Below are 18064 nucleotides of genomic sequence, written 5' to 3'. Positions count from 1 at the left end.
CTATGAGTCTCGAAAGCGATGTTGCCAACCTGGTGACGCAAACCAATGCCCTGTTGGCCTGGTTCCAGGGGCAGAAGAATTCCATTGCTGCAGCAGTATCGGCGGCGATTGCTGCGGTCCCGAATAACGAACGTACTTGGTACGTTAACCAGGTCACTGGCGACGACTCGGCGGCGGGCACGATCAATGCGCCGCTTAAAACCATCGACAAGGCTTTGGCCAATACGCCGGCCAGCGGCATTTGCACCGTTCGCCTGCAGGCCGACTATGTGCACAATACCGCTATCGTGTCGAACGTGCGTGTATTGAACATCATGAACGACATTACAGGCGTTAAGCGCAAGCTCACGCTGACCTACCAATCCGACGGGACCACCTCTTTTCTGGCTGGTTTCGGTCTGCCGAGTTTCGGCGGGCTCGGGCTTCGTGAAATCATCCTGGTTCTGCCAAGTCCTGCTGGGGTGGTTCCTGTTCCAATCGGTTCGGCAAACGTCTTTATCAAGACGTATAGCTCGGCTATTACAAGCATCCTGTCCTTGAAGCTGGACTCTTGCGAAGTGCAAGCGGCCGCAGACTTCGCGGGCTCCCTGATGCCCTACGCAAACAACGCGGCGGTATTGGAGTCGGTGGCCACCAGCTATCCGTCTGGTTTTGGTGGTCGTTATATCTCGGGCGTGGCCAGCGGCACTGCATCCAACACCCTTTCCAACGTAGTTACCAACTTGGCCACCTTGTGAGGACCGCTCCATGCAAAAGCAGAATCTGTCCATTGTTTACGGCGATACGATGTTTACCGGTTTCAACTACGAGGCCCTGCCGTTGCCTGCAGCCCTGCGCGCTGCCGCCCAGCAGGTCGACTTCACTGCCGACCAGGCGCGCGCCGCCGTCGTTGGTGATGCTCTGCGCGTCGTGGAGTACGAAATGGCCGAGCGTGAGGCCCAGGCCTTCAAGGCGGCCGGTTATCAGGGCGCCGTGCCCCCGACCGTCCAAGCTCAAGTCGACGCCGCCGGCGTGACCCCGAAGGAGGCTACCGACAGCATCCTGATGGAGGCCTCGGCCTGGCGTGGGGCGTTGTATGAAATCCGTGCTGCTCGCCTGAAAGGCAAGCAGGCGGCGCTCAAGGCGGAGACTCATGCTGAGGCTGAGCTGGCTGCCGATACGGCAATTGCTGCCATCCGCGCAAGCGTGGTGGGCGTCGGTAACGCCTGACCTCCCTGCTATTCCACCCCTTGAGCGCCCCGTTTTCGGGGCGTTTTCGTTTCTGTTGGGCCGCCGCGTGCGGCCCTTTCTTTTGGAGCTATCCCATGGCTGGATTCTTTCACGGCGTTACCGTAACGAGCGTCGACACTGGCGCGCGCAATGTCTCGCTGCCGTCTTCCTCGATCATTGGCTTGGTCGACACCTTCACCGAGGGCGCAGGCGCCACAGCCAAGATTGGCGACGTGTTGTTGATCACCAACGAGCGCGAGGCCGTCGCCGCATTCGGCGCAGGCGCTGCCATCACCAAGGCCTGCCAGGCCATTTACGCGCGTTCCAAGGCGGTGATCGTCGCCACGGGCGTGGCCAAGGGCGCCGACGCGGCCGCGCAAACTTCCGCGATCATTGGCGGCGTGCAGGCCAATGGCAAGCGTACCGGCCTGCAGGCGCTGCTGGACGGTAAGAGCCGCTTCAACGCGCAACCCCGCCTGATCATCGCGCCCAAGCACAGCGCGACCCAGGCGGTGGCCACCGCCATGGATGCCATCGCGGCCAAGCTGCGCGCCGTGGCGATCATCGACGGCCCCAACACCACTGACGAGGCGGCCACCACCTACGCCAAGCTGTTCGGTTCCAAGCGCCTCTACATGGTCGACCCGGGCGTGCAGGTGTGGGATGCCACGTCCGGTGCGTCTGGCGCGACCGTAGACGCGCCGGCCTCGGCCTGGGCTGCCGGTGTGTTTGCCTACACCGACAGCGAATACGGTTTCTGGGCCTCGCCATCGAACAAGGAGTTTGTCGGCATCACCGGCACCACCCGTGCCATCGAGTACCTGGACGGCGACGAGACCTGCCGGGCCAACCTGCTGAACAACGCCAACATCGCGACCATCATTCGTGACGACGGTTTCCGCCTGTGGGGCAACCGCACCCTGTCGAGCGATTCGAAATGGGCGTTCGTCACCCGCGTGCGCACCCTGGACATGGTCATGGACGCGATCCTGTACGGCCACAAGTGGGCGGTGGACCGGGGCATTACCTCGACCTATATCCGCGACGTGACTGAAGGCCTGCAAGCGTTCATGCGCGACCTGAAAGCCCAGGGGGCAATCATCAACTTCGAGGTCTACGCCGACCCGGCGCTTAACACCGCCAGTCAGCTGGAGCAGGGCAAGGTGTATTGGAACATCCGCTTCACCGACGTTCCGCCGGCGGAAAACCCGAATTTCCGCATTGAAGTCACCAACCAATGGCTGACCGAAGTCCTCGACCAAGCCGCCTAAGGAGCGCATCAAATGGCAATGATTCCCGAAATTCTCGCCAACCTGAACCTGTTCGTGGATGGCATCAGCTTTCAGGGCGATGTCCCGTCCCTGACCCTGCCGAAACTGGCGCTCAAGATGGAAGAGTACCGCCCCGGCGGCATGGATATGCCGATTGAGATGGACGTGGGTATGGAGAAGCTGGAGTCCAGCTTTACCACCACCGGCATGCGTAAAGAGGCGTTGAAGTTCTTCGGCCTGGCCGACGGTAATGCCTTCAGCGGCGTTTTCCGTGGCTCGCTCAAGGGTCAGAAAGGCGAAACCAAGGCCGTCATCGTCACACAGCGCGGCACCCTGAAAGAGCTGGATATGGGCGACTGGAAGCCGGGCGACAAGGCCGAGCACAAGCACGGCATTGCCCTGACCTACTACAAGCTGGAGGTCGGCGGCGAGACTATTTACGAGATTGATCCGCCCGGCATGAAGCGCGTTATCAACGGCGTCGACCAGTTGGCCAGCCAGCGCCGCGACCTCGGCCTGTAACCCTCTGCAACCTTTCCGCATTTCTTTCCGATTCAAGGATACCGAGTCATGAGCAAGCCCGCCCCGAAGTACCTCAAGCTGACCGCTGAGAGCGTCACTGTGACCCTGACCAAGCCAACCGAGATGAACGGCATCAAGGTTGACACCATCACCCTGCGCGCGCCGACCGTGCGCGACATGCGCATTTCCAGCCAGACCTCAGATGGCGACGACGAACAGCGCGAACTGAACCTGTTCGCCTCCCTGGCCGAGGTCGGCGTCAAAGACCTGGAGGGCCTTACGTACAAGGATTACAACCGCGTCTCGACCGGATACACCTTTCTGGTGCGAGAAGACGCACTGTAATCCCGAGAGCATGAAGACGGCCGCCAAGCGACTGGCGGCCGAACTGAATTTCTCGGCCGAGGAAATCATGACCATGCCGTATGCCGACGTGGTCTGGTGGCTTACAGACTGAGCTTGCATAGGGGGCTCCGATGGCAAGCAAACTAGCGTTAGCGCTGGTGATCGGCGGCACGGTCGCCTCATCGGTAGGCGCCGCGTTCAAGACGGTTGAAAACGGCATCCAGAAGCTGGAGGCCAAGGGCAACAGGGCCAAGGTGCTGAAAAGCACCATTGGCGAAACCATCAAGCTGCGCGAAGAATGGAAGCGCGCGCACGACAGTGGTGCTGCAGGCGCCGACAAGCTGTTACGCAAGCTGGACAGCAATCTGGATGCCCTGCGCAAGCAGGGTGTCGAGGTTGGCCGACTCAGTCGCGAGTATCAGCGCCTGGGCCGAGAGGCGCGAGCTGCCGATCTGCAGGTGAAGGGCCACCAGCAGCTGCAGGCGGGCAAGGATTCGTTCAAGTCAAACATTGGCAAGACGGTGGCGGCCACGGCCGCTGTCGCTGCGCCAACGATGATTAGCGCGAACTACCAGGCGATCATCCGTGACATTGCGATCAAGGCTGACATTGCCAACAAGCCCCAGGAGCAGCACCTCACCCGGACGGTGATCGATACGGCGGCCGATACCGGCATGGCCCGTAACGGCGTTGCCGACTTGGTCAACCAACTGGTCGGCGCCGGCATGGAGCTGGATAAGGCGCTGTCTTATGCGCCGGTGGCGGCTAAGTTCGCCATCGGTCAAGGCGCGTCGGGCGTTGATACGGCGTCGATGATTCAGGCGCTGGAACAAAACGCCAAAATCAGCGACCCGAAGGTTATGCAGCAGGCGCTGGAGGCCATCGCCTACCAGGGCCAGGCGGGGAGCTTTGAGGCCAGCGACATGGCCCGATGGTTCCCGCAGCTGCTGGCCAACATGGAAAAAAGCGGCATCACCGGAATAGACGCGGTGACTTCGCTGGGCTCCATGCTGCAGGTGCAGATGAAGACCGCCGGTAGCTCGGACGAGGCCGCCAACAACCTCAAGAACTGGATTGAGAAAATCGGCGCCGGCGACGTGGTCAAGGCCTACAAAGACGCCGGCATTGACTACCAGGGTTCGCTGAATACTGGCCTGCAGAAGGGCATGAACGTCATTGAGGCGTCCATGGCCCTGGCCATGAGATACGTCGAGGCGACCGATCCGGCTAAGGCCAAAAAGATCGAGGCGGCCAAGGCCAACATCAATAAGGAAGTCGACCCGGAGAAAGCCAGGGCCGCGCTGGAGGCTCTGGAGAAAACCCTGCGCACCGGCGATATTTTTGCTGACATGCAGGTCAAGGCGGCGCTGACCGCCTACGGGCAAAACCGGGGGCTGTATGAGGAACTAAAGGCCGACTCTCAAAAAGCCTCGGGCATCCTCGACAAGAACCTGGCGGAGCGCCGTGAAACCTCGGCCCAGCAATGGGCAGAGACGGTCCAGGCGGCCGACGACGCCATGCGCAGCATCGGCGATGCCATCCGCCCGGCCACCGACATGGCGGCCAAGGGGCTGACCGCTGTTGCCCAAGGCATTACGAAACTGTCGGACGGGTTCCCGGCGGTAGTGATGGGCATTGGCGGCGTTGTGGCGTCCATTTTGGCGTTCAAGACGGCGTCCAGTGCGTTCAAAATCGGGCGTGGTGTGCTCAATATCGCGCGCGGCCGCCGGCTGGGGCGTGCGAGTAGTCAAGACAATGTGGCTGCTGACTTGCCCAAAACCGGCAGCAAGGTGGTTGACGCTGGCCTGGATGCATTGGGCAAGGTGTTTGCCCCTCGCTCGACAGGTGCCGAGCCCGCCAATGATCCAGTAGTGGGGGGTAACGTTCCGCAGCGCGTGTTTGTGGTTAATGCCGATGCTTTTAGCAAGATCGGTGGGGCTGTCGGCAGTAGCGGCCCTGCCGGGCCTGCTAGGGGTAGTCGCAGAAGTCGTCGCCGTGAACGCCGTCGAGCGAAGAAAGGCGCCCCAGCCCGGCCTGCTGTAAAGGCCGACTTGCCTCCGGTACCTGCCGCTAGATCATCGACTCTTCCGGTGGCCGCAACCGTGTTGGCTGAAACCAACGAGCTGGGGAAAGTCGCTCGCTCGGTTCGAGGTGTGGCACGTCTCGCAAGGCGATTGCCTGGCGGCAATGTCGTGGATGCGGGCGCAGCGGCGATCGATGTGGCACTCAATGCAACGACCAAGGATGAAAAGGCCGAAGGCTACGGCGGAGCCGCTGGCAGCTTGGCAGGCACGCTTGCGGGAGCAGCTGCAGGTGCAGCAATCGGTTCGGTTGTACCCGTCATCGGTACCGCTGTTGGCGGCGCTGTTGGTGCTGTGTTGGGCGGCATGGGTGGCGAGTCGTTCGGTATTTGGCTCGGCAAGCGCTGGTTTGGTGATGAGCAGCTCGAAGGGGAGGGCAGGCAGGTTGCCCCCGTGTTAGATGCTGCGGAGCGTGATCAAGCCAAATCTGTTTCGCCGGCGGCTACGCCGGTGGTGGTTCCACCTGCAGCGCCGCCTGCAGTACGCGTGACAGCGCCCAAAGCAACGCCGACCGCGCCAGTGGTGGTCGACAACCAGGATCCGGTCGTCGTGCCATCTGCAGCGCCTGCAGTACCCGTGACAGCGCCCGAGGCAACGCCTGCAGCGCCTGTGGTGGTCGACAACCGGGATTCGGTCGCCGTGCCATCGCCGGCGCCGGCCGCGCCTGCCTTGGGCGATGCCGTGCGTGGGCAGGCCAAGCCTTTTGCGCCGGCGGCCGCGCCGGTGGTGGTGCCACCTGCGGCCGCGCCTGTAGTACGCGTAACAGCACCCACGGCAACGCCGACAGCGCCTGTGGTGGTCGACAACCTGGATCCGGTCGCCGTGCTATCGCCGGCGCCGGCGGCGCCCGCCCTGGGCGATTTCGTGCGCCCCCAGACCAAGCCTGTTGCGCCGGCGGCCGCGCCGGTGGTGGTACCACCTGCAGCAGCGCCTGCACTACGTGTGACAGCGCCCAAGGCTACGCCGACAGCGCCTGTGGTGGTCGACAGCCGGGGTCCGGTTGTCGCGCCATCGCCGGTGCCGGTTGCTCCCGCCTTGGGCGATGCCATGCGCACCCTGGCCAAGCCTGTTCCGCCGGCGTCCGCGCCGGTGGTGGTCCCACCTGCGGCCGCGCCTGCAGTGCGTGTGGCAGCACTCAAGGCAACGCCGACCGCGCCAGTGGTGATCGACAACCGGGATCCGGTCGCCGTGCCATCGCCGGCGTTGGCGGCGCCTGCCCTGGGCGATGCCGTGCGTGGCCAGGCCAAGACTGTTGAGCCGGCGTCCGCGCCGGTGGTGGTGCCGCCTGCGACCGCACCTGCAGTGCGAGTGACCGCGCCCGCGCCCAAGACAACGCCGACAGCACCTGTGGTGGTCGACAACCGGGATCCGGTCGCCTCGCCACTGCCGGCGCCGGCGGCGCCCGCATTGGGCGATGCAGTGCGCAGCCAGCCCAAGCCCAGCATGCCGGCCCCTGTGCCGCTGCTGGTCAATCCAGTTGTCATGCCGGCACCGCGCGAGCCAATGGCCAAGGCGGCACCGGTGGCGCCCCTGGTGCTGGTCGCGCCTGCGCCCAAGGCCGCTCAGAGCGTACCCGCTCAAGCAGCCCCACAGCCGGCACCCCGGGCGGATGGGTTGGGCGACCTGGTTCGCGACTTGGCGGCTAGGTCGAAGCCACCGGCACCTCGGTTACCAGAGCCAGCCAAGCCGGCCACGGCTACCCCGGTGAAGCCGCCTGCGCCGAAGGTGGACATGACCTTTACCTTCGCGCCGCATATGCCCATCACGGTGCATGGTGATGTCAAAGAACCCGAACAGGTCGTGCGTGAGATTGAGGCGCCATTGCGTCGCAAGTTCGATGAATGGGCGCGGGAAGTGCAGGCGCGCATTGCATCGGTCCAGCTGTACGACCAACCACACGTTTAAGGAGGGGTTATGCCCTACATGGAGCAGCTGGAATCATCCCTTTCCGGGTTGGTTGCAGCTGGGGAGGCTGGGCGCAAGGGCATGGACGGCATGCTGGCCCCGCTCAATGGCGCCATTGGCAGCATCACCGGCGCCGCGTCGGAGCTGGAAAACATTCCGTTTGTGGGTGGCGAGGCCGGTGCCAAGCTGGGCCGGATCGTGCGCAGTATCAACGTGGCGCAGTCCCAGGTGGGGAAAGTGGCGTCGACCTATAGTCGAGCCGTCACCGGCGCTGCCCAGGTGCAGGAGCGCCTCGGCACGTTCAAGACGATGGCGGCCAAGGTCACGGCCGAGGCCGGGCGGGTGGCGGGGCTGGTGAGCCCGTCACTGGCCAACATCCTGCCCACGGGCGGGCTGCTGGGTTCGTCCACGCCGCTGCCCGAGGCGGTGGCGCCGTTCCCGCACCTGCTGATTATCCAGCCGCATGACCCGAAAAAGCATCCGTATTACTTCAACCTGGACACCGCAGCCTTTGACGAATTGCGCCGGCAGGCGTCGTTCCGCTGGGCTGGCCAGGAGCGCCTGCGCCGCAGTGTGGCGCAGCAGGCGGTCGGCCTGGGTGAGGAAAAAATCACGCTCAAGGGCGCGATCTTCCCGCACCACAAGGGCGGCATTAAGCAACTGAACGTGCTGCGCAGCATCGGCCGCAACCTGCAGGCGTTGAAGCTGGTCACGGGCTATGGCGAGGTGCTGGGCGACTGGTGCCTGGTGAGCGTGGACGAGGAACAAAGCCACCTGCTGTCCGGCGGTATCCCCCGGAAACAAGGCTTCACCCTGGAGTTTGTGAGCTATGGCAACGACCTGCAGAACGTCTGACGGGGATCTGCTGGATGTGATCTGCCAGCATTATTACGGCAACCTCAACGGCACCGTCGAGGCTGTGCTGGAGGCCAACCCGGATCTGGCCAGGGAGGCGCAGCCGTACCGCGCCGGCCTGCTGATCCAGCTACCCGACCTGTCGGCACCTGCGGTCGAGCTGCTGCAGCTGTTCGACTGATCCGCGTTACGCGTAACGAACCCCGCCCCGTGCGGGTTTTTTTGTTCCTGGAGCAAGCATGAAACCGACGTATCGAATCATCGCGGATAACAAGGACATTACCCCGCTGATCAATGACCGCCTGTTGCTGCTGCGTATTTCGGACAAGCCTGGCATGGAGTCGGACGAGTTCGAGCTGCGCATTGACGACCGCGACCAGGCCGTTGCACTACCGGGCCGTGGCGGCCGGGTGGAGGTGCTGCTGGGCTATGAGGGAAAGCCCATCAAGCGCATGGGTGCCTTCACGGTCGATGAGGTGCAGCTGTCCGGCCCGCCGGACACCCTGACCATTCGCGGCAAGGCCAGCGACATGCGCGGCAGTGGCAAGACCGTGCGCAGCGGCAGTTGGGAAAACGTGTCGCTGTCGCAGATCGTCAACGAGGTGGCCAAGCGCAACGGCTGGGAGCCGGTGTGCCCGGTCACTACCAAAGTCGAGCGCGTCGACCAGCGCAACGAGTCGGACTTTAACTTTGTCACGCGCCTGGCCAGGCAGTACGACAGCACCGCCAAGGTGGCCGAGGGGCGGCTGCTGGTCATGCCCCGGCAGGACGGAAAAAGCACCAGCGGCAAGGCGCTGCAGGTCGTGCCCATCAACAAGACCGATGTAGAGCGGTACCAATTCCGCCTCGGTGACCGTAGCACGCAAAAGGCTGTGAAGACCCAGCACCAGGACCAGAAAACCGGTGCCCTGCAGGTGGTCCAGCTGGACAACGGCGAGGCGCCCAGCGGCCTGCCCCCGGTCCATACCGACCGCCATATCTACCCCAACAAGACCGCCGCCGAGCAGGCCGCCAAGGCGCGTCTGGCAGCGTTCAACCGCAGCACCGCCAGTGTGCGCCTGGAAATGGCAGGGCGTACTGATCTGTTCGCGGAATGCACGATCAACGCCCAGGGCTTCAAGGTCGGCCTAGATGGCGAGTATCTGGTGGACAGCGTCGAGCAGACGTTTACCCAGTCCGGGTGGACCACGACGGTGGAGTGCAACGGCGGCAAGAAGGGCAAGGCCAAGGCCTCGGGCAAGAAGAAGAAAGACGACACCAAGCCGCTCAAGGTTGAGCAGCTCTAATCCCCTCGGCCACTTTCGGCCCTCACTGGAGAAACCCATGGCTATCTCAGTTCAACAGTTACAAAAGATCTACCCGAACGCCGGCCCGAAAGCCGGCGATTTTGTTCCCGGCCTCAACGCCACCATGGGTAAGTTCGCCATCATCACACGCCTGCGTATGGCTGCGTTCCTGGCCCAGATAGGGCATGAGTCGGGCCAGCTGCAGTACGTGCGTGAGCTCGGCAGTGACAGGTACCTGTCGAAGTACGACACCGGGCGTTTGGCCCAGCGTCTGGGCAACACGCCTGACGCAGATGGAGATGGCCAGCTCTTTCGAGGGCGTGGCCTCATCCAGGTAACAGGCCGGTTCAACTACGAAGCCTGCAGCGAGGCTCTGTTCGGTGACAGCCGTCTGCTCAATACACCGGAGCTGCTTGAGCATCCAGTCTATGCATCAATGTCGGCCGGCTGGTTCTGGCAGAAGGAGGGGCTGAACAGCCTGGCCGACAAGGGCGACATGCTGGCCATCACGAAGCGGATCAACGGCGGTACCAACGGCCTGGATGATCGCATGGCGATCTACAAGCGAGCCCTTGAGGTGCTGCATTGATCGGTTGGGGCGGTCGCCTGATCGCCGTGGCGACCTTGGCGCTCGCTTGTGCCATCGGCGCCCGGGCAGTCTGGATATGGCAGGCGAACGCCTATGGGAAGAAGCTCGCCGAGCAGGCTGACGACTACCGAAAGCAGCTGGCGGCGAAGGATCGCCTCCACGGCCGTGAACGTGAGGAGGCTGCTGCGGCTGCGCTCAACCAACTGGCAGAGCAGCAGGATGCGCGCCGCGTGCTGGAGGCTCGCCTGCAGGATCAGACCAAAACGCACTGGAAGGAAATGAACGATGCTCAACAAGCTCAGGCTCGTCTGCGTGACCGGCTTGCTACCGCTGATCTGCGGTTGTCAGTCCTTGTCGACACCGGAGCCCTTGCCGCCCAGGGTTGTGACCGTGGGATGCGAGAAGCCACCAGCACCGGAGGCGTGGTACATGGCGCCATACGCGCCCAACTTGACCGAACGCATGCTCAACGAATTGTCGCCATCACCGATGAAGGCGACCGCGGACTGATCGCGCTGCAGGCCTGCCAGGCCTACGTCCGCGAAGTCACAAAGTGAAAAGAGGCGAGCCGGGTGGATGCGCCAACATCCAGCCCGGCCCGCCGAACCCGCAGACCCTTCCTGCAAGTCCAGCCGTGGCCTCTGCCTTGTGCACAAAGCGCGGCGAGCCTAACACCTGTTTATCCATACAGTAAAGACTTGCATGCCTATGACCTCTCCAATCATTCCTTGGATGGGTGGCAAACGCCGCCTGGCCGACCGCTTGATCCCTCTTTTCCCCCCTCATGAATGCTATGTCGAAGTCTTCGCCGGCGGAGCCGCGTTGTACTTCATGCGTCCCCAGCCCGCCCCGGTGGAGGTGCTGAATGATCTCAATGGTGACCTAGTCACCCTTTACCGCGTTGTGCAGAACCACCTGGAGGAGTTCGTTCGCCAGTTCAAGTGGGCACTCAGCTCTCGCCAGATCTTCGAGTGGCAGAAGATGACCCGTCCCGAAACGCTGACGGACATCCAACGTGCTGCCCGGTTCTTCTACCTGCAGCAGCACGCTTTCGGTGGCAAAGTCACAGGGCAGACGTTCGGTACTGCAACCACCGGGCCGGCCATCAATCTGTTGCGTATCGAGGAGAACCTATCCACCGCGTGGCAACGACTCGCCGGCACATACGTCGAGAACCTGTCTTGGCTTGCTTGCGCCGAGCGCTACGATCGAGCGCACACGTTCTTTTACATGGACCCGCCTTATTGGCAGACCGCCGGCTATGGCGTCGATTTCCCGTTCGAGGAATACGAGCGCATGGCGGAATTCATGCGGCGCTGCAAGGGCAGGGTGATGGTCAGCATCAACGACCATCCAGACATTCGGCGTGCATTTGAAGGCTTCCACTTCAAGTGTCTGGATATCCGCTACAGCAATACGAACCAGCGTCAGGGTAAGGCCGATGTGACGGGAGAACTGGTTATCATGAATTGGGACCCAGCCCCGCTAGGGCAACTGTTCTGATACCTGCACAGGCTCAATGAGCTCAGCTCCCTGATTGCGCACATTGCCAACCAGCTTGCTCACTGGATGCCACTTGAAGTCGCCGGCTGGGCGGCAGCCCAGCTGTGCGATCTCTTCGGCGCGCGCTGCTGTTGTAGTTGGATCTATCCATTCCCTGGCCAGCTCGGGCCTTAGGACAAGTGGCTTGCGGTCATGGATATCGATCATGCCTTGGTCGGCTGCGGCGGTGATAATCACAAACCCGTCGCGGTCGTCGGGCTCAATCCCTTCATGCACTTCAGCCAGTGCTGCGAAGAACAGCGGCTCATCGTCTGCAGCCGTAATGTAATAGGGCTGTTTCCGCTTCGGATCGGCTGGGTCGGGTATCCACTCGAACCAGCCGTTAGCCGGTGCGAGAGCACGGCCTACTGGCCATAGCGCCTTGAAAAATTTCCCCGTCATCACTGTCTCGGCCCTTGCATTAATCGGGTCGGGACGCTTCCCCTTCGCCCAAAAGGGCGCCCATCCCCATTTGACTTGATCCACCCGCAGCCCTGCAGCGCTATGCCGGATCAGCTCGACCCGTGTTGATGGCGCGACGTTATAGCGGTTGATCCGCTCATGGTCATAGCCATTGATCACCACCAGGTCGAGTGCCAGCTGCCTGAGGTAAACATCCATTGCCTCGTAGATCGAGTACCTTCCGCACATACCCACCTCTAACGTTTATCGGGATCCTCTCGCTCAGACATTGACCGGAGCGCGATCTATCAGTTAACTGTATGTTTATACAGTTTGCCGAGTCCGTCCATCATGTCCATCACATTTCTGGGAACGCCAATCAGTGGTCCCACGCAGTTACCGGTGTATTCGTTCCGCGTGCCGGCAGGCTTCCCTTCGCCGGCGGCGGATCACCTTGAGCGGCACATTTCCCTGGACGAGCTATTTGATCTTCGGGCACCGCATATGTACCTCGTGCAGGTTGAGGGTGACAGCATGCAGGGTGCCGGCATTTATTCCGGGGATTTGCTGATCGTAGACCGTAGTCGTGATGCCGAGCACGGTGACATCGTGATAGCGGCCATCAACACGGAGCCGGTGTGTAAGCGGCTATACCGGCGTAATGGTGTGGTGATCCTGCAGTCTGAAAACCCAGCCTATCCACCGAGGTATGTGATGGAAGGTGATGACCTGGTGATCTGGGGCGTGGTCCGCTACAGCGTGCGCGATCATGCGCAGTGACCAAGTGTTTGCGTTGATTGACTGCAACTCGTTCTATGCGAGCTGTGAGCGAGTGTTCCGGCCAGATCTGGCCAGGACGCCCATCGTGGTGCTGAGCAACAACGACGGCTGCGTGATCGCCAGGTCGTATGATGCGAAGCCGTTCGTCAAAATGGGCGAGCCTTACTTCCAGTGCAGGGACAAGCTGCAGCGGCACGGCATTGTGGCCTTTTCATCAAACTATGCGCTCTACGGCGATATGAGCGAGCGTGTGATGTCGCTGATTGAATCAATGGTACCGGCGGTAGAGGTGTATTCGATCGATGAGTGCTTTGCCGATTTGACCGGGGTTCAGGGCGGCCTTACCGCGTTCGGTCGCCAAATCCGGGCCAAGGTGCTCAAGTGCACCAGCATCCCGGTAGGGATAGGTATTGCCCGTACCAAGACGCTTGCGAAGCTGGCCAACCACACCGCGAAACGCCTGCAGGCGCAGACCGGAGGCGTGGTCGATATCTGCGACCCGTTCAAGCGGGACTGGGTGTTGCGTAACACCGAGGTCAAGGAAGTCTGGGGGATAGGCCGGCGGATGACGGCGCATCTTGAGGCGATGGGAATTCGCACCGCGATGGACTTGGCCAAGACGGACCCGTGGGCGCTGCGCCAGAAGTTCAGCGTGGTCGTTGAGAAGACAGCCAGGGAGCTGGCCGGCACACCGTGCCTTGAACTTGAGGAGGCTGCCCCGCCTAAGCAGGAGATCTGCTGCAGCCGAATGTTCGGCAAGCGCCTGACTGAATTGGCGCCGATCAAGCAGGCGGTAGCCAGCTATGCCGGTCGGGCGGCCGAGAAGCTACGGAGGCAGGGTTCTGTGTGCAAGCGTATACGAGTGAGCATCCGCACGGGCATGTTTAACCCGGACGAAGCCAAGTACGCCAAGGGCGTTCTGGTGGAGCTGCCGTATCCCACCAATGATACGTTGCTGCTCACTAGGGCGGCTACCGAAGCGGTCGAGCAGGTCTACCGGCCAGGGTATCGATACAGTAAAGCTGAGGTGCTGCTGGTAGATCTGCGGCAGCCAGGCGATTTCACCGATGACTTATTCGCGGTGACGCAGCCGGTGGCCTGCGACCGGCTGATGTCGGTGCTAGACGAGATAAATGGGAGGTATGGCCGGGGGACGATGCGTTCGGCCAGCGTCCCCCACACCCCCGATTGGGGGATGCGTCGTGAGATGATGAGCCTATCCTATACCACGCAGATCAATCAGTTATGGCGGGTGCGATGAGAGCGCCGGATGTGGAGAGATTCCCCGATGGAAGGGCTGAAAAAGTGAAATACAGTGTCCGTTCTAGACAAGGGTTAGCGTAGAATGCCGTCCGCTAGGAGGGCCTATTCCCATGATTGATGCAGTTGACCTTTTCTGTGGCGCCGGCGGCCTCACTGCCGGATTGAGAAAGACCGGCATTACAGTCCATGCGGGATACGACATTGAGCGTCAGTGCGAGTTTGCTTATAGGGAAAATAACAATGCGGCGTTCGTTGCGAAGGATGTAAAAAATGTAACGGCTGAGGAGTTGATCGGATGGTATCGTTCCGAGAAATATCGACTGCTCGCTGGTTGCGCGCCTTGTCAGCCTTTTTCAACTTATAATCAAGGTAAAGACACTCGCGATGATCGTAAGTGGCCTCTTTTGTACGAGTTTCGCCGGTTGATTCGCGAAACGGAGCCGCATCTAGTTACAATGGAAAATGTCCCTGATGTAACTAAGCATGAGGTCTATCATGATTTCGTTTATGGTCTAAAGGACTTGAACTATCATGTGTGGGAGGGGCGTATCTCTTGCACGGACTACGGGCTTCCACAGCGGCGTCGTCGACATGTTCTATTGGCATCCAAATTGGGTGAAATAGAAATGATCGCGCCTACCCACTCAGATCGGCCGGTTACTGTGGCAGATGTGATCGGTAGTCTGCCCAGAATCGCGGCGGGTGAGTGTGATAAAAATGACCCGCTCCATCGAGCGGCCACATTATCCCCTTTAAATATGAAGCGAATTCTTCGTTCTATGCCCGGGGGGACGTGGCGGGACTGGCCAGCTGAATTAGTGGCAGAGTGTCATAAAAAAGCTAGCGGGAAAACTTATGCGAGCGTTTATGGTCGTATGCGTGCAGATGAGCCAAGCCCAACAATGACGACGCTTTGCTACGGTTTTGGCAATGGGCGTTTCGGACATCCTGATCAAGCAAGGGCGATCTCGCTCCGCGAAGCAGCAATATTGCAATCATTCCCCCCTGAGTATGTTTTCCTACCTCCCCAAGAGATAACATTCAAAGCAGTTGGTCGTATGATCGGTAATGCCGTGCCGGTTCGGCTAGGTGAAGTGATTGGAGAAAGCTTGATGAGCCATGTGAAAAAATATGGTGCGCCAGCTACATGAGCCTTAGTGGAGCGACATGCACCCAATAGGGTGCATGTGATCAGAATATTTTTGTCAAGAGAGTCGAGCCACAACCTTGTCGATCCGATCTAGCTCTTTGTTGCTATCTATGTACGCTTGATAAGCTTTTAGCGCACTGTCGATAAGATTGTCGAAATGAACTATGCGTGAGCCCGGTGAGATCGCCTCTAGCATATTGGTCACACGTTGCTGGTTATACCCCTCGTCAACCAAGGGAGGGCCGATGACAAATACGACTTCGATCTTTTCTCCATGCCTCCCCTGCGCGGCTAGAATTTTCTGAAGCTTGTCAACGTAGAGCATTCCTTGTTGTTGCAGTTCAAGAATACCCATTCGTCTGTGAGCGCGCTTTAGCTCCACAATTATGTGCGTGCCCAGAACAGTGCGGTATTTTATATCGACGCGCCCTAAGCTTTCTTTAACAGTCAGGTCTTCAACTACCACTCCCTCCTGCATTAGGCGTGTCTCTATAAGTTCGGACCCGTCCGCGCGTTCCCAGGTGGAGTCAAGAAGCCACATGTGATCAAAGAGGTGTTGTTGTAAGGCTCTTTCTTTCTGATCCTCGTCTACGATTTTATTGAAGACTCTTATCACCTCAATTCTTGACTTGATTATGTCGCGATATAGAGATGCCTCAAGGGTATCTCGTTGAGCAATGAGTGGGATAAGTTTGTCTGCGCCGATTTCAACCGCATTTATAAGTTCGTGGACTGTGCCCTTTAATTTGAGGCGTTCGAATGCCATGATGCTATCTCTCAGCACCATTCTTCTGTCTTCAGCGTCATCAATAGGAAGGCTGTTGACCTTCGATAGGAGCGCTTTGGCTTGGTCTCTATAACTCTCGTCAAGCGAATCAAACCACTCTTTGATAACCGGATGTTCTTCAGCGATTTCTAGGGCGCCAAACTCTCGGCGCCATTTAGCCCATTGAGGTTCGATTTTGGAAAGTAGAGCTTTTAGGTAGGCGGACATAGCCGCAGATCTGGGGTCGCTTTCTTGAATGCGTTGACGGTCGCTTGTTGCTATATCGTCATCGCTGTCAAAGTCTAAGAAATCTGCCTCTAATTGACCAGTGAGATATTTTGTATAGAGGCGTCCATCGTTTATGTTGTCAAGAATGTTTTCTTGAATTAGGCGGCCGTGCGCCATGAGTACTATTGAGTTTAAGTTGTTATTGTCAGCATCAACCAGCATCTTGGGTTTCACGGCAGTGCCAATCCATCCTCGTACGACCCATGCTGGATCCCAACCTTCTAAACGGTTGGGGAGAGTGGATTCTGCTTTGAGGCTTGGGGCGGCAGCACTACGGGACACATCTACTTCACCGATGTGCCAGATGTATTCTACTGCACGTATATCGTCCCTATCTGCCGCTGTAACGGGAGATCCGTCGATCAAGACCGAGAAATCGCTACTGCCAACTACGGAAAAGCGTCGGGCGAGTCGACGGCGTAGAGCAACCAGAGTGGAAGGGACTCTTCCTTTTTTTAGTTCGGATAGAACAATTTTTGTGCCAGTGGTGACGTTTAGTTCTGCTTCTGTCATCGCGTCTGGAACATAGCGACTTTCTTTACCGTTTATCGCTTCTCTGATGTTAGAGACGGCCATGCGTAATCCGTGGCGCTCGTTATTTTTAATCGATTGAACGGATACACTTTCCGCAATTGAAAATAATGACAACTTGCCCAGGCCTTTTCGTCCCATGACATGTCGCCCAAGCGCGGTAGTGGTGCTTTCTTGAATTCGTCGTCTGTATCCAACCTTCAAGAATTTGTCGTTCATGTCTTTGATGGTCATGCCGATGCCATCATCTGTAATTGTGATTTGTTGTTTGCTTTGGTCGTAATCAATGGTTACTTTAAGGGCGTCGGCATCCCAGGCGTTCGCAACGATTTCTGTCAGAACAGCAGCTACGTTGCTGTAAAGATTGATTCCCAAATGATCCAGAACATTGAGATCAATTGTCATTTCATAAGGGGAGTTCACAAGCATTCCTTACTCTGAAGTGATTTGAAATTAACTGTCAAGCTAAAGGTCGCTAGCAGTTAGTCCGTCAAATTTTGTTTGAAGTTGGCGCGCTCCAACTGGTTTTGAAGCTTCGTGGCTAAATCAATATAAGAGCGTACAGATTCTTGGGTTGGTTCGGGCGCGACAAGATGTGCGACATCATTTCTTAGGCGGCGTAACTCATGAAATAGGGTGGCATCGTCTTGATCAAACTTCCCAATGCTCACCAAGGCTTTTGGTAAGCTGGCAGCTGGTATGTACCTTGTTTGATCCGAGTCCGCAGCACTTTGAGAATTTAAAATGGTGGCGCGGGCTGCCGCCTCCAGTCGTACCCATGATTCTAAAATTGCAGAGCGCGGATGAAGCTGGCCAAGTTGAATTAAAAACTCACTTGATGCCTTAGCTATCGGGCTAATCGTTTGAGCACTTCCGGTTGAACGAGCTAGAGCTCTGAGTTGTTGAATATCTCGATCAAATTCAGCTTCAACCGGGCCAGCTTTAAACTTGCTGAGGAAGGGAACGATGCTCTTCAATTCGCTCTTGAACGTCAGCAGGATAATGGTGGTCGCCGTCGGCCATACCAACGATTCTATGAGGCTAGCGATGAAGGTGAGCCAGTCCATGTCGAGACCTAACGCCGGATATCGTGTGAGCTTAGCTTGCGCCGTCTCATTGGCGCAAAAGATTTCACTTACCCATGCTTTGAGCGTGGTTGTTGGCAGGCCGCTGGGTTACGAAACGGTGAAGAGTAGGTGGGCATAGCCTAGCGAATGGTACAAAAATGGTACGCGCCCAAGCGGTAGCTCACACAGGGCCCAGAAAATCAGGTGTTAGA

At 59.1% G+C, this 18064-nt stretch carries 18 protein-coding genes; 15 read left to right on the top strand and 3 right to left on the bottom strand.

The window, feature by feature from the left end; all coding sequences use genetic code 11:
* Window positions 1-2: 2 nt before the first annotated feature.
* The 12 genes from ACF8R4_RS12265 (at window position 3) to ACF8R4_RS12210 (ending at window position 11566) form a co-directional block, all read left to right on the top strand.
* The gene (locus ACF8R4_RS12265; protein WP_392492527.1) at window positions 3-737 is read left to right on the top strand and encodes a hypothetical protein; all 735 of its coding nucleotides are present in this window, start codon (window positions 3-5) and stop codon (window positions 735-737) included.
* 10 nt (window positions 738-747) lie between these two features.
* Window positions 748-1209 (top strand): hypothetical protein, encoded by a 462-nt coding sequence (locus tag ACF8R4_RS12260; protein WP_392492525.1) that lies wholly within the window; start codon window positions 748-750, stop codon window positions 1207-1209.
* Window positions 1210-1304: 95 nt separating this feature from the next.
* The gene (locus tag ACF8R4_RS12255) at window positions 1305-2480 is read left to right on the top strand and encodes a phage tail sheath subtilisin-like domain-containing protein (protein WP_392492523.1); all 1176 of its coding nucleotides are present in this window, start codon (window positions 1305-1307) and stop codon (window positions 2478-2480) included.
* A 12-nt stretch (window positions 2481-2492) separates the two neighbouring features.
* Window positions 2493-3002: a phage major tail tube protein gene (locus ACF8R4_RS12250; RefSeq protein ID WP_392492521.1), complete on the top strand. Its 510-nt coding sequence runs from the start codon at window positions 2493-2495 to the stop codon at window positions 3000-3002.
* A 48-nt stretch (window positions 3003-3050) separates the two neighbouring features.
* The gene (locus ACF8R4_RS12245; protein WP_392492519.1) at window positions 3051-3347 is read left to right on the top strand and encodes a phage tail assembly protein; all 297 of its coding nucleotides are present in this window, start codon (window positions 3051-3053) and stop codon (window positions 3345-3347) included.
* A 131-nt stretch (window positions 3348-3478) separates the two neighbouring features.
* Window positions 3479-7333: a phage tail tape measure protein gene (locus ACF8R4_RS12240; RefSeq protein ID WP_392492517.1), complete on the top strand. Its 3855-nt coding sequence runs from the start codon at window positions 3479-3481 to the stop codon at window positions 7331-7333.
* Between the two features lie 9 nt (window positions 7334-7342).
* A complete protein-coding gene (locus ACF8R4_RS12235) occupies window positions 7343-8188 on the top strand; it encodes a phage tail protein (protein ID WP_392492515.1) in 846 nt (281 codons plus the stop codon).
* Complete coding sequence (locus ACF8R4_RS12230) at window positions 8163-8369, top strand: tail protein X (RefSeq protein ID WP_392492513.1); 207 nt, start codon at window positions 8163-8165, stop codon at window positions 8367-8369. The genes ACF8R4_RS12235 and ACF8R4_RS12230 overlap by 26 nt, the downstream gene beginning before the upstream one ends.
* Window positions 8370-8427: 58 nt before the next feature.
* Window positions 8428-9474: a phage late control D family protein gene (locus tag ACF8R4_RS12225; protein ID WP_392492511.1), complete on the top strand. Its 1047-nt coding sequence runs from the start codon at window positions 8428-8430 to the stop codon at window positions 9472-9474.
* A 37-nt stretch (window positions 9475-9511) separates the two neighbouring features.
* The gene (locus ACF8R4_RS12220; protein ID WP_392492510.1) at window positions 9512-10063 is read left to right on the top strand and encodes a glycoside hydrolase family 19 protein; all 552 of its coding nucleotides are present in this window, start codon (window positions 9512-9514) and stop codon (window positions 10061-10063) included.
* Window positions 10060-10620, top strand: coding sequence for a lysis protein (locus ACF8R4_RS12215; RefSeq protein ID WP_392492508.1), 561 nt, complete (start codon window positions 10060-10062; stop codon window positions 10618-10620). Before ACF8R4_RS12220 ends, ACF8R4_RS12215 begins: the two co-directional genes overlap by 4 nt.
* A 151-nt stretch (window positions 10621-10771) precedes the next feature.
* Window positions 10772-11566: a DNA adenine methylase gene (locus ACF8R4_RS12210; protein ID WP_392492507.1), complete on the top strand. Its 795-nt coding sequence runs from the start codon at window positions 10772-10774 to the stop codon at window positions 11564-11566.
* Here the strand turns inward: ACF8R4_RS12210 and ACF8R4_RS12205 are convergent.
* Complete coding sequence (locus tag ACF8R4_RS12205; RefSeq protein ID WP_392492505.1) at window positions 11549-12256, bottom strand: SOS response-associated peptidase family protein; 708 nt, start codon at window positions 12254-12256, stop codon at window positions 11549-11551. The genes ACF8R4_RS12210 and ACF8R4_RS12205 overlap by 18 nt on opposite strands.
* A gap of 102 nt (window positions 12257-12358) precedes the next feature.
* On the opposite strand from ACF8R4_RS12205, the gene ACF8R4_RS12200 reads away from it, so the two are divergent.
* From ACF8R4_RS12200 to ACF8R4_RS12190, 3 genes are all read left to right on the top strand, one after another.
* Window positions 12359-12787, top strand: coding sequence for a LexA family protein (locus ACF8R4_RS12200; RefSeq protein WP_392492503.1), 429 nt, complete (start codon window positions 12359-12361; stop codon window positions 12785-12787).
* A complete protein-coding gene (umuC, locus tag ACF8R4_RS12195; RefSeq protein WP_392492501.1) occupies window positions 12777-14048 on the top strand; it encodes a translesion error-prone DNA polymerase V subunit UmuC in 1272 nt (423 codons plus the stop codon). Before ACF8R4_RS12200 ends, umuC begins: the two co-directional genes overlap by 11 nt.
* A 112-nt stretch (window positions 14049-14160) precedes the next feature.
* Entirely contained in the window at window positions 14161-15201 is a 1041-nt protein-coding gene (locus ACF8R4_RS12190) for a DNA cytosine methyltransferase (protein WP_392492499.1), read from the top strand.
* 54 nt (window positions 15202-15255) lie between these two features.
* Here ACF8R4_RS12190 and ACF8R4_RS12185 read toward each other — a convergent pair whose 3' ends face one another.
* The gene (locus ACF8R4_RS12185; protein WP_392492498.1) at window positions 15256-17208 is read right to left on the bottom strand and encodes an ATP-binding protein; all 1953 of its coding nucleotides are present in this window, start codon (window positions 17206-17208) and stop codon (window positions 15256-15258) included.
* A 59-nt stretch (window positions 17209-17267) separates the two neighbouring features.
* Window positions 17268-17852 (bottom strand): hypothetical protein, encoded by a 585-nt coding sequence (locus tag ACF8R4_RS12180; protein WP_392492496.1) that lies wholly within the window; start codon window positions 17850-17852, stop codon window positions 17268-17270.
* Window positions 17853-18064 lie beyond the last annotated feature (212 nt).

Source organism: Pseudomonas sp. FYR_2 (assembly GCF_043106425.1).
GTDB classification, from domain to species: domain Bacteria; phylum Pseudomonadota; class Gammaproteobacteria; order Pseudomonadales; family Pseudomonadaceae; genus Aquipseudomonas; species Aquipseudomonas monteilii.
This window is presented reverse-complemented; position numbering and strand designations above follow the sequence as displayed.

Coding starts and splice junctions, on each gene's coding strand:
- ACF8R4_RS12265 (WP_392492527.1), top strand. CDS start 3: ATGAGTCTCGAAAGCGATGTTGCCAACCTGGTGACGCAAACCAATGCC.
- ACF8R4_RS12260 (WP_392492525.1), top strand. CDS start 748: ATGCAAAAGCAGAATCTGTCCATTGTTTACGGCGATACGATGTTTACC.
- ACF8R4_RS12255 (WP_392492523.1), top strand. CDS start 1,305: ATGGCTGGATTCTTTCACGGCGTTACCGTAACGAGCGTCGACACTGGC.
- ACF8R4_RS12250 (WP_392492521.1), top strand. CDS start 2,493: ATGGCAATGATTCCCGAAATTCTCGCCAACCTGAACCTGTTCGTGGAT.
- ACF8R4_RS12245 (WP_392492519.1), top strand. CDS start 3,051: ATGAGCAAGCCCGCCCCGAAGTACCTCAAGCTGACCGCTGAGAGCGTC.
- ACF8R4_RS12240 (WP_392492517.1), top strand. CDS start 3,479: ATGGCAAGCAAACTAGCGTTAGCGCTGGTGATCGGCGGCACGGTCGCC.
- ACF8R4_RS12235 (WP_392492515.1), top strand. CDS start 7,343: ATGCCCTACATGGAGCAGCTGGAATCATCCCTTTCCGGGTTGGTTGCA.
- ACF8R4_RS12230 (WP_392492513.1), top strand. CDS start 8,163: ATGGCAACGACCTGCAGAACGTCTGACGGGGATCTGCTGGATGTGATC.
- ACF8R4_RS12225 (WP_392492511.1), top strand. CDS start 8,428: ATGAAACCGACGTATCGAATCATCGCGGATAACAAGGACATTACCCCG.
- ACF8R4_RS12220 (WP_392492510.1), top strand. CDS start 9,512: ATGGCTATCTCAGTTCAACAGTTACAAAAGATCTACCCGAACGCCGGC.
- ACF8R4_RS12210 (WP_392492507.1), top strand. CDS start 10,772: ATGACCTCTCCAATCATTCCTTGGATGGGTGGCAAACGCCGCCTGGCC.
- ACF8R4_RS12205 (WP_392492505.1), bottom strand. CDS start 12,256: ATGTGCGGAAGGTACTCGATCTACGAGGCAATGGATGTTTACCTCAGG.
- ACF8R4_RS12200 (WP_392492503.1), top strand. CDS start 12,359: ATGTCCATCACATTTCTGGGAACGCCAATCAGTGGTCCCACGCAGTTA.
- umuC (WP_392492501.1), top strand. CDS start 12,777: ATGCGCAGTGACCAAGTGTTTGCGTTGATTGACTGCAACTCGTTCTAT.
- ACF8R4_RS12190 (WP_392492499.1), top strand. CDS start 14,161: ATGATTGATGCAGTTGACCTTTTCTGTGGCGCCGGCGGCCTCACTGCC.
- ACF8R4_RS12180 (WP_392492496.1), bottom strand. CDS start 17,852: ATGGACTGGCTCACCTTCATCGCTAGCCTCATAGAATCGTTGGTATGG.